A 14,152-nucleotide genomic window follows, 5' to 3' on the forward strand; every position below is an offset into this window, starting at 1 on the left:
CCGAAGGAGCGCAGGACGCCTGGACGGAGTTTCTTGAGCGCTACGGTCCGATCATCCTCCAGGCAGTGCGGCGCACGATCTGGGACGGTGAAGGCGCGGCTGACTGCTTCGTCTTCGTATGTGAGCAGTTGAACGCTCGCGGTTATCGCCGCCTGTTGCAATTCAAGCCGGAAGGCGCCACCGGCTTTGTGACTTGGTTACGGGTCGTCGTTCGGAACCTGGCGCTCGATTGGTACCGCAAGCAGGTGGGTCGTCATCGCAAGTTCGATTCCGTCGAACGATTGCCGCTCCTGCACCAGGAGATCTACCGCTTTCGATACGAGGAAGGCCGTTCTCTGGACGACACGTTCCTAGCGCTGCGCGGCCGTTTTCCGCAGTTGACGTCTGATGCGGTCAGCGACGCTGACGTGGAGCTGCGCCAGTCGTTCAGCTCGCGCCAGGAATGGCTTCTAGCGTCACGACAATCCGAGACCGTAGCTATCGACTCCACTGATTCGGCGGATTCACCGTCGATCGACGTGGCCGATTCGACGCGGGGCCCGGAGGATTGCGCCATTTCCCACGAAGAATGGCAGCGGCTCGGTCGAGGGCTGGCGAAGCTGGACGCTCCCGAGCGTCTCTTGCTTCAGCTTCGCTTTGGTCGAGGAGCCACCTTGGCCAAGATCGCGCGTCTTGTTGGGCTGCCCGATGCGCAGACGGCTGATCGAAAGATCCGAGCCACCCTTGACCGGCTGAGGAAAGAACTCGAATGACCGGATTCGGAAAATGCACGGCGAAGTCCGTACATATGAGTAGGACAGAAGAACGATGACTCCGACTCCCCCCAGTCTGATTCCGCGTCGAACCTGGCGCTGCCCCGACGAAGCTCGGCTGGCAGCGTACTTCGAACGACGCTTGCCGGACCCACAGCAGCGAGAGATTGAAGCCCATGTCGCTAGTTGCGAACACTGTTTGGCGCAAGTGGCCTTCCTTCTAGAGGTGCAGGACGGCGAGTTGCCGGAGGTGCCGCGCGTCCTACTGGAGCGTGTGCGCCAACCCGCGAACCGTGCAACGCCTTTCGCACCGGGCTGGAAGTGGGGCTCGGCGGCCGCCGCGCTGGCTGCGGTGATGGTCGTGGCGTCTGTGTTTGTCTGGCGCGATCAGCCGGCACCCGCGGCGCCATCGAACAACATCGCGCACCGCGAGCAGGCGCCCCAAGTAGCCGTTGTCACGCCCGCTCCGCAGCTACCTGCCAAATCAACCAAGGGCTCGCCAGCGGGAGAAGCTCGCGGTCAGGCACCGTCGTCACAGGAGCCGCGGGTGCTCGAGCCGAAGCCGAATGCCAAGGTGGATCCCGCAAACCTTGATCTTCGGTGGGCTGGGATCCCGCGAGCGCTGTTCTACGAAGTGATCATCACCGATCCAAGTGGACACCGGGTGTGGGGCCATAAGGCTGAGCAAGAGCAAGCACACGTGCCCATCGAGGCCGGCCTGAAGCCAGGTCCGTATTTCGTCTGGGTGCGCGCCCACCTGCCGGAAGGCAAAGTGGTTCGCACGCGAGCAGTGACGTTCACGGTGCCGGAGTAGTGCGTAAGACCCTCAAGCTCGCCCTGCTACTGTGCGCCTGTGCTCTACTTCTGCCCGCGGTGCGCGCGGACGAGCGACCCACTCCCGGCGCCGATCTGCTAGCCAAGGCGCGCAAGACCTATGCCGAGCAAGGTGCCAAGACCGCGCTGCCGGAATTCGAAGCTGCGCTGGCCGCGTTTCGGGCCGCGGGCGATAGCCGCGACGAAGCCATCACCATCGGCCTGATCGGCAACTGCTACAAGAAACTCGGAGACTACTCCCGCGCCCAGCAGATGCTCGAGCAAGCGCTGGCCATGAAGCGGAAGCTCGGCGACCGTGCGGAGGAGGGTCGCACCCTCAGTCACCTGGGACTTCTGTTCTGGGAGATGGGGAATTATCCGAAGGCCATTGACTACCTGACGCAGAGCATAGAGATCGCCCGCCAGATCAGCGACCGTAAACTCGAAGGCGCCTCGCTCAACAACCTGAGCCTCGTCTACGACGAGCAGGGCGATTACCAGCGATCGCTCGAGCAGTATCAGCGTGCTCTCGAGCTGCACCGCGCCACCGGCTTCGCGCGCGGAGAAAGCGACACTCTGGGCAACATCGGAGGTGTGTACCTTCTGTTGGGTCGATATCGCGAAGCGCTGGGGTACTACCAGCAAGCGCTCGCCATCGATGAACGGGAGGGATTAAAGCCCTCGATGGTGCAGGATCTGGGGAACATCGGCTTCTGTTACCTCGGCTTGGGGCGGCTGACGGACGCCCAGGCACAGTTCGGGCGCGGGCTCCAACTGGCCCGTGAAGCGGGAATGAAAAAGGAAGAAGCCGAACTGCACAAGGGCCTCGGTTCAGGACTGGTCCGGTTGGGGAAGTTCAATGCCGCACTGACTGAGTACGCGACTGCCCTGCAAGTGTACGAAGCTGCTGGGTTGAAGAAAGAGAAGGTCGAAGGTCTGGGCGACCGTGGCGCGGTGTTCCTGATGCTAGGGGACCTGCCCTCGGCGGAGCGCGACTTTTCCGAAGCCAGTGGACTGGCGCAATCGATCGGGAACGTCCGTGGAGTGACAGCCAATCTCCTCGCGCTCGGGGATTTGGAGGCCAAGCGCGGCCGGCACGAGCGAGCGGCGGTGCAGTACCGCGCCGCTCTCGAGCGCTCCCGCGCCGCGGCGGATCAAGACATGATGGCCACCAGCCTTCTCCGGCTGGCGGCGACTCTGCCCGAACTTAGAGATCCTCAAGGTGCGGTGGTCAGCGCCAAAGAAGCGCTCGAGATAGCGCGCAAGCAATCCGCTGCGCCCGGAGAAGCGGAAGCGTTGTTGATACTGGGCGACCTGCTGCGGAGGCAGGGGGAGTTGCAACCGTCGCTCGCTCGCCTGACGGAAGCTGAGAAAGTCGCCGCACCGATCGCAAACCCGGACCTCAACTGGCAGATAGCGTACGGTCGAGGCCGGACGCTCGAGGCCATGGGCCGCGTGGACGAAGCGATCTCGGCTTACCGCCAGTCGGTCGAGATCATCGAAGGCGTCCACTCCGAACTGAAAGAGGAGCGCTATCGTTCCGGTTATCTGCAGGACAAGTCGCAGGTGTACATCGCCCTGATCCGCTTGCTGTTGCGAAGGGACAAGGCGGGGGAGGCGTTCTCTTTCGCGGAGAGGTTGCGCGCCCAGGGCAAGTCCACGCCGCTCGAACGAAACGTCTCTCCCGAAGCTGCGCAGCACGAGCTCGAACTGCGGTTGCGCATCCAGCGGCTGCATCGAGCGATCGAGGAAGAGTCGGCAAAGGGTGCCGAGTTTCGCGGGCGCGCAGCGGCCGTGTTCTCGGAAGAACTTCAGGCAGCGCAGCGCGAATATCAGAACCTGCTCGACGATCGGCATGGTCGCCGGAGCGGTCGGGCGACCGTCGCGACAGCGGAGCGTATCCGGCAGAGCCTTCCTGCCGATGCGGCCCTGCTGGAGTACGTAGTGGCCGACGACTCCGTACTGATCTTCGTCTTGACGCGCGACCAGCTGCGTTCGACCTCGTCGCCAGTCTCGCTCGAGGAACTGGAAACGCGCATCGAGCTGTTTCGAGACCTGCTCAACCGCCGGACGGGCGACCAGTGGCGACCTCCAGCGGAGTCTCTGCGCCACAGCCTGGTCGATCCGATCGAGGCAGCCGGCTGGCTGCGCGGTCGTCGAAGGCTCTTCCTGGTGCCGCAGGGTGTGCTCCACTACTTGCCATTTGCGGCTCTCGCGCGAACGACCGACTCCCGCACCCGCTTCCTGGTCGAAGACTATGTTCTTCAGTACCTGCCGTCAGCGAGCACGCTGGCGGCAGAGCCTGGGTCGGCGGGCCTGGACCGTCGTCTCTTTGCACTCGCACCTTCTCGCTCGCACCTGCTCTTCGCAACGCGCGAGGTGCAGGCTATCCAGACGCTTCTCCCCCACGGCGCGCGGCTGCTGGTCGGAACCCGAGCGACCGAGTCCGACTTCAAGCGGCTGGCCGGCGACTATGGAACTATCCATCTTGCTACACACGGCTTCTTCAATAAAGTGAACCCGCTGTTTTCCGGCGTCGAACTCGAGCCCGACGCGCGCGACGATGGCAGGCTGGAAGTCCACGAGGTCCTCGAACTGCGCCTGCGAGCCGGGCTGGTGACGCTCAGCGCCTGCGAAACGGCGCTGGGGACCGGGTATTACAGCGACGTTCCTGCGGGAGACGACTTCGTCGGTCTGACAGACGCCTTTCTGCGAGCGGGGAGTTCATCCGTTCTGGCCACACTGTGGGAAGTGAACGACCGCTCGACCTCGGAGTTCATGACCGAATTTTATCGGAGGCTGGAGCGGCCGGGAGGAGAGGGTGACCTGGCGCTGGCCACGGCGCAGCGCCGGATGCTGGCCAGCCATAGCCGCTTCCGGCATCCTTATTACTGGGCTCCGTTCGTTCTGGTGGGCTCAAGCCGTGGTATACAGGGCCCACAAAGTGGGCGTTTGGCGGAAAAACCCGCCGCCCGTCCGTAACAAACAGTAACTACCCAGGCCCCACGCGAAGTTGACCTCTGTGGAGGGAATATGGCGCGCCAGTGCTTGCGGTCCTGCGTCGTCGGGATTCTCGGAACACTTTGTTTAAGCCTGCTGCTGACCACCCCGGCTGGCGCACAGACGGTCCAGGTCACCTCCACCACTCCTTCCTCCGCCGCGCAAGGCACGGTGAACCTGAACGTCAGCGTCAAGGGCAAGGGCTTCAAGAACGGCGTTGCTGCCCGTTTCGTCCTCACCGGGACAGACAACCCAGCCGGCGTAACCGTCAACGGCACGACCTTCGTCAGCTCCACGCAAGTCGTCGCTAACATCAACGTATCGGACACCGCCGCCATCGCCCAGTTCGACGTCGTGGTGAAGAACAGCGACGGCCGCATCGGCAAGGGCACGGAACTGTTTGCCGTGGTACAGAAGGGCGGAAACCCTCACCCTAGTGACCTCCCGGTCACCACCAACCTGGCCGATTACGACGCCAGCAACATGCCGTACTACCTGCAGAGCGATCGAGGCGGTGCCTACCAGAACGGCGTAGCCGGCACACTGTCGGTCCTGTGGGCTAACGGCTTCAACACGATCGTGTGGGGAGACTGGCGGCTGTATTTGGCAAGTTCTACGAACCGCACCTTTGGGATAACTTTCGCCACCGCGAACGCTGTGCGGCCGGGAGATCCCAGGTATCGGGTTCCCGCCAACCCGCCGTACTGGGGAACACAGTTCTTGGCGGTAAACATGTTTAACCAGTGCACGTACGACCACCTTGACATGCTGACGATGAAGCCGGGCGATTCGTTCCCATGCATAACGTCCATACGGCTACCTCAGGATAGTTCCGGCGGCAATTACTGGCTGACTATGGGTGGCATAGGTGGCGGAGGAGAGACCGACGATGTGCTGGTCTCGTGCAACGCTGCCGATTCTGGGGGTTGCAAGGACTGGTTCATCGATCCGATCCCGGTGGTGAACGCGGATGGCACGACCAGCCCGGGACGCACTTGCGCCCGACTGCTCTACAGCCCTCGAAGGGGCACGAACACGCAAGACGGTGACTTCTATCTCACGTTCCACATCCACGTGACGCGGCCGTGAGTAAGGGCGGGATTTACAAAAGGCAACCGTGATGAGCTCAAGTAACGGCACGGCTGGAAGAGGATCGCGCACCCAGCATGTCCCGAGTTCACTACATCCGGCATGGGAGGTCTTCATGCGCTACTGCCAGGAGTTAGGGCACGGGGAAGTTGAGCGATTGAAGATCCAGGACGGGCTGCCCGTCATGGCCGAGGTCACGACCAAGAAGGTCAGGTTCTCGTGATGTAGAGGCAAAGGCTAAGACGTCGTCTTAAGACGGCTGACCGAAACACTCGGAGGCCGCTGGTCCAAAGCAGCATCGGACCGGCGGCCTTTTCTATTTCAGATCCGCGACCAAAGGAGAACGTCGATGTCAAACAGGTTCCGGTTTCTCGTGGTGCTCCTTGTGGCTACTGCGGCATTCGCCGGGAAGCCGGCGAGCGACGTCCCCGTTACCACCTACCTTGCCGATTACGATGCCGGCAACGCGCCGTACTACCTGCAGAGCGACGGTGGCGGTGCGTACAACAACGGTGTGGCCGGCAGTGTCTCGATCCTGGTGGCGAACGGCTACAACGGCATCGTCTGGGGAGACTGGCGGCTGGACTTGTTGAGTTCCACGTCCCGCACCGTCGCAATAACCTTCGCCAGCAGCAACGCCGTGCAACCGGGAGACCCTGGGTATCAAGCGCCTGCCGCGCCGCCCTACTGGGGAACACAGTTCTTGGCCGCGCGCATGGAGGACAAGTGCACACAGGACAACCACAACATGCTGACGATGAGAGTGGGGGATTCTTTCCACTGCTCCATGGTCATTCGGCTACCGAACGATAGTTCCGGCGGCCATTACGGTCTGAACATGTGGCCGAGCGTAGCCGCAGAGTCCAGCCAGGTGCAGGTCTCCTGCAACTCTGCGGATTCCGGCGGCTGCAAAGATTGGTTCATCGATCCGATCCCGGTGGTGAACGCGGATGGAACCACCAGTCCGGGACGCGCCCGCGCTCGGCTGGGCTACTTATCTCGAACGGGCAAGAGCACGAACAGTGGCGACTTCTATCTTACGTTCCACATCCATGTGACGCGGCCGTGAGCAAAAGTGACATCTCTGGACGCCCCCTAAGTTAAATAGACAACCCGGGGAGGACGAAAATGCGTTGCACGAAGCTTACCGTTGTTGTTTTCACCATTGTCGTTTTCGTGGCCGCTGTTTCAGCGTGTGCTCAGAACTCCGCTTATGTATCGAATACTAGTTCCAATTCCGTCTCGGTGATCGATACCGCGAGCTTTGCCGTTACCTCCACAATAACGGTCGGGACAAATCCTTATGGAGTCGCTATCACTCCGGACGGAACACGCGCCTACGTCGCGAATTACGGTTCTGCTTCGGTCTCAGTGATCGACACTACCAACAACTCAGTCGTCACCACGGTAGCGGTTGGGGCGAACCCCTACGGAGTAGCTATCTCTCCGGATGGGACCCGCGCCTACGTGTCGAATGGGGTATCAGGCACTGTCTCCGTGATCGACACTGGCAGCAACGCTGTGATTGCCACTGTCACCGTAGCAGGTGGTAACTCGCATCTTCGAGAAGTTGCAATCAGCCCGGACGGAAGCCGCGTCTATGTGGCGAGCCAGGCGAATGGGACGGTCTCAGTGATAGATACTGCGACCAATACTGTGGTTGCCACCGTAGCAGTGGGGTTGGAGCCGGTTGGAGTGGTCATAACCCCGGATGGGGCCCACGCCTATGTGACGGTCGGTCAAAACCAACATGAGCCGTTCTTCGTTTCTGTCATCAACACCGCAAGCAACACCGTGACGGCCACGATACCAGTTGGGGGCGCTCCTACCCTGCTGGCTATCACCCGAGACGGGACCCGCGTCTATGTGCCAAATCACCTATCCGGCACTGTCTCGGTGATTGACACCGCGAGCAACACCGTGATCGCGACCGTGGCGGTGGGGGTAGGTCCATACGCAGTGGCCATTTCTGCTGACGGAACCCGCGCCTATGTTGCGGACGCAGATTCTAATTCTGTCTGGGTAATCGATGTGCTGAGCAACACCGTGGTTACAAGTGTCGGGGTTGGGGTACAACCCGATGGAGTGGCGCTGGCGCCATTAGGGCCGAAATGCGCTCCCCCGCCCTCTGGCCTGGTCGCCTGGTGGCCTGGCGACGGCAACGCCAACGACACAATCGGAGGCAACAACGGCACCCTGCTGAATGGAACCACATTCGCTGCCGGCAGGGTCAGGCAGAGCTTTAGTTTTGATGGCGTGGATGACCTTGTTGAGACCCCGACGAAGAACTGGGGCTTTTCTACAACTGCCACGGTGACTGGGTGGGTCCGGACGACGAAAACAGGTGCGCAAGGCGTGTTCTCTCTCGCTCACGATTTCCTTGAAGACGAGATGCTCTTGTACATCAGTGATGGGCATATTGTTGTCTTCAATCACAAATCTCCTGGGAATTACACGGGTCGAATGAGTAGTTCAGTGGTGAATACCGGCGAGTGGGTGTTTGTGGCGGGAGTCTTTGATGGAGGCGGTTCAGCATCAAACCTGCGAATCTTCGTGAACGGGGTCGAAGAAACAGGAACCGCATTTTCCGCCGGATCACCGTCCGATATCGTGGACACGACCCCTCGAAGTGTGAGACTGGGCCGGCGGACGACTGCTGTCGCGACTGAGATTTTCGAAGGGGAGATTGACGAGGTCCAGCTCTACAACCGCGCCCTGACTTCTGGCGAGGTTGCCGCCATCTTCCATGCTGGCAGCGCGGGCGTATGCACTACCAACCGCCCGCCGGTGGCGGATGCGGGCGCCAGTCAGACGGTCGAATGCAGCAGCCACAGCGGCACTCCGGTGACGCTGGATGGCTCCGCTTCGAGTGACCCGGACAACGATATCCTGACCTTCAGGTGGACGGATGCCGGCAACAACGTCATCGGCAACACGGCCATGGTCAACGTGGCCGCGCTGCTGGGGCCCAGCACCTACACGCTGAAGGTCACCGACCCCAGCGGGCTCTCCGCAACGGCGACCACTCACGTCACTGTCGTCGACACGACGCCGCCGCTGCTCACTTTGTCCACCAACAGCATCGTCGTGACCCTGCCGACGGCTTCCGCGACCGGAACCGCCGCCAGTCTCGCGGGCATCGCTTCGGCCAGCGACATCTGCGATCCCAGCCCGACCATCACCAACAACGCTCCGGCGGTCTTCCCCATTGGGACCACCACCGTGACATTCACTGCCACGGACCACAGCGGCAACTCATCGCAGCAGCAACTCACAGTCCGTGTGCTCTTCAACCTCAACGGCTACTTCTCGCCGCTGCTGAATGACGGGCAAGCTGTGTTCAAGGCCGGGCGCACCATCCCGGTGAAGTTCCAGCTCACGGCTGCTGATGGCTCCATCGTCTCGAATGCGATCGCCAACATCCAGGTCTACAAGGTGCTGAACACGCCCACGGGAACCGTGGACATGACCGTGGACACGTTCGCTTCGGGCTCGAGCAATTCGGGCACTCTCTTCCGATACGACGCGTCTTCAGGCCAGTACATCTACAACCTGAGCACGCAGGGATACGGTGTGGGCACGTATCTGATCCGGACAACGCTCAACGACGGCACCACGCACGACGTGCAGTTCTCGCTGAAGTGAGTCAGGAAGCTACGACAGACCCGAAACCAACGCAAACCGCGGCCGTCTTCGCAGACGGCCACTTCTTTGTTGCACAGTGAGCGCAGCGCCAGCAAGAGCCCACTTAGGCTCAAGCCAGCCGTTTCTACATTCATTAGCTCCGCGGCGGTCGGTCAAGGCGCAAAAGGCGGTCGCTCTCATCCAGCAGCATTCCGATTCACCGAGCCGGTTGCTGGCGTTCATCAACTCGGTCGAAGCCCAACGTGGCAAACAACTCACCAACGCGCAAGCAGACACGCTGGAGGCGCTGGCGCGTCGAATACTGGCGGTGATTTAGACCGCACGACGCGGAATCCTTGTCGCACCCAACGTGAACGGCGGCCGTCTTCACAGACGGGCGCCGTTCCCTGCCAGCGGGCGAGCCAGCTGCGGCTCGCAGCGCATTGCTCGCCCGCAGAACTCGTCGAGGAGAATTCTGCTCCGACACGGAGTCCGTGGAGGTGTTAATGACGAGAGTTCGCCGATTCCGAAGGCCCTGTTGTCGCCGATCCTTTTCCGTGCCCGGATGCCGATTGCAGTTGCAACAGCTCCGCCCGTAACGGATGGTCAGCGTCAGCAGATGTGAGCATCCCTGTGAGAAGGCGTTCGACTTCTGCTGCCCGATCAGGGCGCTTACTCCGGAGGTAGAGCCGCTCCAGACGTATCAGTGCCGGGCCGGGGAGGCCCTCCCTGAGCGTGGACGAAGGCGCACGACAGAAGACAAAAGAGCGCGAGGTGCCTCGCGCGCAGCAGACGGGAACGCATCACGCCAACAGGTCCTCGATCTTTACCGGCAGCTCGCGCACGCGGACTCCGGTTGCATGGTGGACTGCTGCCGTGATCGCGGCGGCGATGCCGGCCAAGCCGATCTCGCCGATGCCGCGGGCGCCAAGCGGGTTGATCTCTTTGTCGGGATAGTCGAGGAAATGGACGTCGATGGGCGGCACGTCGGCGTTCACCGCCACCACGTAGTCGGCCAGATTGCTGTTGATGGGCGCGCCGTTCTGCGGATCGTAAGACGTGTGCTCCAACAGCGCCATGCCGATCCCCATCACCACCGCGCCCTGGATCTGGTTCCGGCCGGTCAGCGGGTTGATGATGCGGCCCGCATCGATGACGGTCACCACCCGGCTCACGCGCAAGCGCGCGATCTCCGGCTGCCATGTGACCTCGACGAAGTGAGCGCCGAACGAGTGCGTGGAGAACTTCGCCTTGGGATCACCAAAGGACATCTCGGCTTTGCCATTGCCGGTGACCAGGCGGAGGTTGGCGCGCCGGAGCAAATCCGCGAACGGTACGCCCTTCGCCGGACCGTCAGCCTTCACAAAGACCCGGCCGCCTTCGAGTGCCAGAGCGTCGGGCTTGCGCCCCACGAAAGGCGAGCCTGGCGTTGTCACGGCGACGAGCAGCAGCGACGAGATGGCGTTGTCGGCCGCTGTAAAGACGGCTGGGACCACTGACCCGGTGGCCATCGAGCCGCCCGAGATCGGGCCGGGCGGAAGCGAAGTATCGCCGAGCGCGACTTCGACCTGGTCGAGCGGCACTCCGGTCTTTTGCGCGCCGAGCTGTGCCAGTATGGTGTAGGTGCCGGTACCGATGTCCTGGGTCGCGCACGCGACGCGGACCGTACCGTCGTCGCGGAGCTCGACGTTCGCCTCTGCCGAGAACCGTCCGGCGATCCACGTGCACCCGGCCATTCCCCAGCCCAGGGTCAAGCCATCGCGCTTCATCGAGGCGACCGCGGGCGTGCGCTTGGACCATCCGAACTTCTCCGCGCCGAGCGTGAAGCACTCGAGCAAATGGCGGGACGAGAACGGCAGGCGCGATTCCTCGTCGATCTTCGGCTCGTTCATGACGCGGAGCTTGACCGGGTCGAGCTTGAGCTGATCGGCCAGTTCATTCATCGCCGACTCGGTCGCGTAAAGCCCGGTCACCGCGCCGGGGCCGCGCATATCGGCGGCGGAGCCGATGTTTCGCTTCGCGCGGCCGAAAGTCACACGCAGGTTGGGCACGCTGTATTGAAAACCCGTCGCCTCGCCGCAATCTTCGTGGTGGTAATCGAGCATCGATCTTTGGTAGACGTAGTCGTGCTGCAGCGAAACAAGCTTGCCCTCGGGCGTCGCACCCAAGCGCACGCGCTGCTGGCTGCGCGGGCGATGACCGACCGACTGGAACATCATCTTGCGGCTGAGCACGAGCTTGACCGGCTTGCCGAGCTGTCGTGCCGCTGCGGCGGTGAGGGCACAATGCGTCCAGGGATACAACTTGCCGCCGAAACCCGAGCCCAGGAACCTGGCGATGACGCGGACGTTCTCTTTGGGCAAGCCGAACATCTGCGCGAGCACGCCCTGGAGGTTGACGACTCCTTGGGACGATTCATACAGGGTCAATGACGAGCCATCCCAGATCGCGGTGGTGGCGTGCAGCTCGAGGGGGTTGTGCGTCTCGGCCGGCGTGGCGTAGGTCTGGTCGAGTTTGACCAGCGCGCCGGCGAACGCGGAATCGGGATCCCCGCGCTGGCTTTGCAGGCGTTCGCGCAGTCCGTAGGTGGTCAGCACCACCGGGGGATCATCGTCGGCTACCAGGTGAGTATCGACGTTGGGCTTGTCTTTGGCGTAGGTGGCGCGAACCGCATCGGCAGCGGCTTTCGCGGTCTCGAATGTGTCCGCCACAGCGAGCGCGATGTATTGGCCCCAGTAGCGAACGATATCGTCCTCGAACGGCGGGCGCCGCTCTTCACAGATGCCGTCGAATCCCTGGCCCACGGTCGAGCGAAAGATCTTTCCGATGTTCTCGCGATGAAAGATCGCACGCACGCCGGGCATCTTCTCCGCCGCGGCGGTGTCGAGTTTGAGGACTCTGCCGTTGGCGATGGTCGCCTCGACCGGCACGGCATACAGCAACCCCGGAAAATGGAAGTCGGAGGTGTACTGCGCCACGCCGCTCACTTTGCGCGGGCCATCCACTCGCGGCGTGTCGCGACCGACCGGAGAGACGGTCGGGGATCCTTGGGGTGTCGGCATGTTCGCTCCTTCAGTGCATCAGGCCGTGGCCGCCGTTTGGAGAGCGTGCGTGAGGCAGCGCTTGGCCAGTTCGATCTTGAATCTGTTTTGGCTCTGCGGTTTGGCGTAGCGCAGAGCCGCTTCCGCTGCGTGGCGAAAGTTGCCTGCGTCAGCCGGCTTGCCCACGAGAGCCGCCTCGGCTTCGGGGGAGCGCCAGGGTTTGGTCCCCACGCCGCCCAATGCGATGCGCGCCTGAGTCACGTTCCCGCCCGCGATTGTGAGCACGACGGCCGCCGACGCCAGCGCGAATTCGTATGATGCTCGGTCGCGCAGCTTCAAATACACCTGCCGGCTTCCTGACCTGGGCGGTGGCAGCGTGACGTGCGTGATGAGGTCGCCGGGTTCGAGCACCGTTTCGCGATCTGGCGTGCTGCCGGGCAGAAGATGAAAGTCACCGAAGGGGACTGCGCGCGAGCCCTTGGGTCCCTGTATGTGGATGGTCGCTTCCAGTGCCGCCAGCGCCACACACATGTCCGACGGGTTGGTCGCGATGCAATGTTCGCTGGCGCCAAGGATGGCGAGCGTGCGGTTGCTGCCGGTGATGGCCGGGCAGCCGGTGCCGGGCTCGCGCTTGTTGCAAGGCATGGCGGTGTCACGGAAATACGCGCACCGTGTTCGCTGGAGCAGGTTACCTGCAGTCGTCGCCATATTCCGGATCTGTGCCGTTGCGCCGGCGAGTAGGGCCTGCGACAAGACGGAGTAATCGCTTTGCACCGTGGGATGGTGGGCGAGATCTGCGTTCCGGGCGGTGGCGCCGATCCTCAATCCGCCGTCGGGCGTAGCTTCGATCCGGTCGAGCGGCAAGCGATTGATGTCGAGCACCCGCGCGGGCGTTTCCACGTTCAGTTTCATCAGATCGAGCAGCGTGGTGCCGCCGGCGACGAAGCGCACATCCGCGCCCTGTTGCGCCGTCTTCGACTGCTTGGCGGTCGCAACCGCCGCCGCGGGATCTGCGGGTCGAATGAATTCGAAGCTGTGCATGGAGTCCCTCCTGCTCGCGGCTAAGTGTTCTTGCGGACTTGTTGGATCGCGGCCACGATGTTGGCGTAGGCCCCGCAGCGGCAGATGTTGCCGCTCATCAGTTCCTTCACCGCCGCGTCCTCGGGACCGCACGGCTCCTTGAGCAATGCCACCGCCGACATGATCTGGCCGGACGTGCAATATCCGCACTGGTATCCGTCGTGGGCGACGAACGCGGCTTGCATGGGATGCAGCGCGTCGGGTGTGCCGAGGCCCTCGATGGTTGTGATCTCGTCGCCGTCGTGCATCAAGGCCAGGCTCAGGCATGAATTCACGCGCCGGCCATTCACGTGCACGGTACACGCGCCGCATTGCCCGTGATCGCAGCCCTTCTTTGTTCCGGTGAGAGCGACGGTCTCACGGACGCAATCCAGCAGCGTCGTCCGAGGGTCGACGCGCAGTTGGTGGTCCTTGCCGTTGATGCGTAGCGTGATGGGGACCGCGCCCGCGATGTTCGGGGCGTCCGCACTTGCCACGGCCGTGCCACTCTCTGCGGCGCTGCTGTTCGCGCGCGTGGGTACGTACGCAGCGATCACGGACGCTGCCGCAGTACTTCCCGTGGTCTTAAGGAATTTCCGGCGGGTGGGATTTGACGGGCCCGATCGTGGATCGTCGTCTGGCATAGGGCCTCCGTTCGGGTGAAGAGCCTATCGAAGCAACGGGGACGCTGTCCACCCCGATGTCGATGCCGGTGTGCTTTCGTGCCTGGTGGTGGATGGCGTCGAGCAATGTTCGTGCCTCGAGGCCGCGAAT

Annotated in this window: 9 protein-coding genes and 1 pseudogene; 7 read left to right on the forward strand and 3 right to left on the reverse strand. The window is 62.6% G+C overall.

Annotation, left to right across the window (positions count from 1 at the left end; all coding sequences use genetic code 11):
• The 7 genes and pseudogenes from M3P27_09230 to M3P27_09260 all read left to right on the forward strand — a co-directional run.
• The coding region (locus M3P27_09230) for a sigma-70 family RNA polymerase sigma factor (GenBank protein MDP9268489.1) at window positions 1-752 on the forward strand (752 nt) is incomplete at its 5' end.
• 55 nt (window positions 753-807) lie between these two features.
• Window positions 808-911 (forward strand): annotated as a pseudogene (locus M3P27_09235) (hypothetical protein).
• Between the two features lie 49 nt (window positions 912-960).
• Window positions 961-1,566, forward strand: a complete 606-nt coding sequence (locus M3P27_09240) for a hypothetical protein (protein ID MDP9268490.1) — start codon at window positions 961-963, stop codon at window positions 1,564-1,566.
• Window positions 1,566-4,547 (forward strand): tetratricopeptide repeat protein, encoded by a 2,982-nt coding sequence (locus M3P27_09245; protein ID MDP9268491.1) that lies wholly within the window; start codon window positions 1,566-1,568, stop codon window positions 4,545-4,547. The genes M3P27_09240 and M3P27_09245 overlap by 1 nt, the downstream gene beginning before the upstream one ends.
• A 51-nt stretch (window positions 4,548-4,598) precedes the next feature.
• Complete coding sequence (locus tag M3P27_09250; protein MDP9268492.1) at window positions 4,599-5,654, forward strand: hypothetical protein; 1,056 nt, start codon at window positions 4,599-4,601, stop codon at window positions 5,652-5,654.
• A gap of 349 nt (window positions 5,655-6,003) precedes the next feature.
• On the forward strand, window positions 6,004-6,723 hold the full coding sequence (locus M3P27_09255) for a hypothetical protein (protein ID MDP9268493.1): 720 nt from the start codon (window positions 6,004-6,006) through the stop codon (window positions 6,721-6,723).
• Between the two features lie 59 nt (window positions 6,724-6,782).
• Window positions 6,783-9,299 carry a PxKF domain-containing protein gene (locus M3P27_09260; protein ID MDP9268494.1) on the forward strand — a complete coding sequence of 839 codons (2,517 nt, stop codon included), beginning with the start codon at window positions 6,783-6,785 and terminating at the stop codon, window positions 9,297-9,299.
• 782 nt (window positions 9,300-10,081) lie between these two features.
• Here M3P27_09260 and M3P27_09265 read toward each other — a convergent pair.
• From M3P27_09265 to M3P27_09275, 3 genes are read right to left on the reverse strand one after another with little or no spacing between them, the layout of a single operon-like run.
• On the reverse strand, window positions 10,082-12,340 hold the full coding sequence (locus M3P27_09265) for a xanthine dehydrogenase family protein molybdopterin-binding subunit (GenBank protein MDP9268495.1): 2,259 nt from the start codon (window positions 12,338-12,340) through the stop codon (window positions 10,082-10,084).
• An 18-nt stretch (window positions 12,341-12,358) separates the two neighbouring features.
• Window positions 12,359-13,360, reverse strand: coding sequence for a xanthine dehydrogenase family protein subunit M (locus tag M3P27_09270; protein ID MDP9268496.1), 1,002 nt, complete (start codon window positions 13,358-13,360; stop codon window positions 12,359-12,361).
• Window positions 13,361-13,380: 20 nt separating this feature from the next.
• A complete protein-coding gene (locus tag M3P27_09275) occupies window positions 13,381-14,022 on the reverse strand; it encodes a 2Fe-2S iron-sulfur cluster-binding protein (GenBank protein MDP9268497.1) in 642 nt (213 codons plus the stop codon).
• Between the last annotated feature and the right edge of the window lie 130 nt (window positions 14,023-14,152).

The sequence above is a fragment of the Acidobacteriota bacterium genome, from assembly GCA_030774055.1.
Lineage (GTDB): Bacteria > Acidobacteriota > Terriglobia > Terriglobales > Acidobacteriaceae > JACPNR01.

What these genes read in the sequence shown, in the direction of transcription:
- M3P27_09270 (MDP9268496.1), bottom strand. Translation starts at nt 13,360, where the DNA reads ATGCACAGCTTCGAATTCATTCGACCCGCAGATCCCGCGGCGGCGGTT.
- M3P27_09265 (MDP9268495.1), bottom strand. Translation starts at nt 12,340, where the DNA reads ATGCCGACACCCCAAGGATCCCCGACCGTCTCTCCGGTCGGTCGCGAC.
- M3P27_09275 (MDP9268497.1), bottom strand. Translation starts at nt 14,022, where the DNA reads ATGCCAGACGACGATCCACGATCGGGCCCGTCAAATCCCACCCGCCGG.
- M3P27_09250 (MDP9268492.1), top strand. Translation starts at nt 4,599, where the DNA reads ATGGCGCGCCAGTGCTTGCGGTCCTGCGTCGTCGGGATTCTCGGAACA.
- M3P27_09255 (MDP9268493.1), top strand. Translation starts at nt 6,004, where the DNA reads ATGTCAAACAGGTTCCGGTTTCTCGTGGTGCTCCTTGTGGCTACTGCG.
- M3P27_09260 (MDP9268494.1), top strand. Translation starts at nt 6,783, where the DNA reads ATGCGTTGCACGAAGCTTACCGTTGTTGTTTTCACCATTGTCGTTTTC.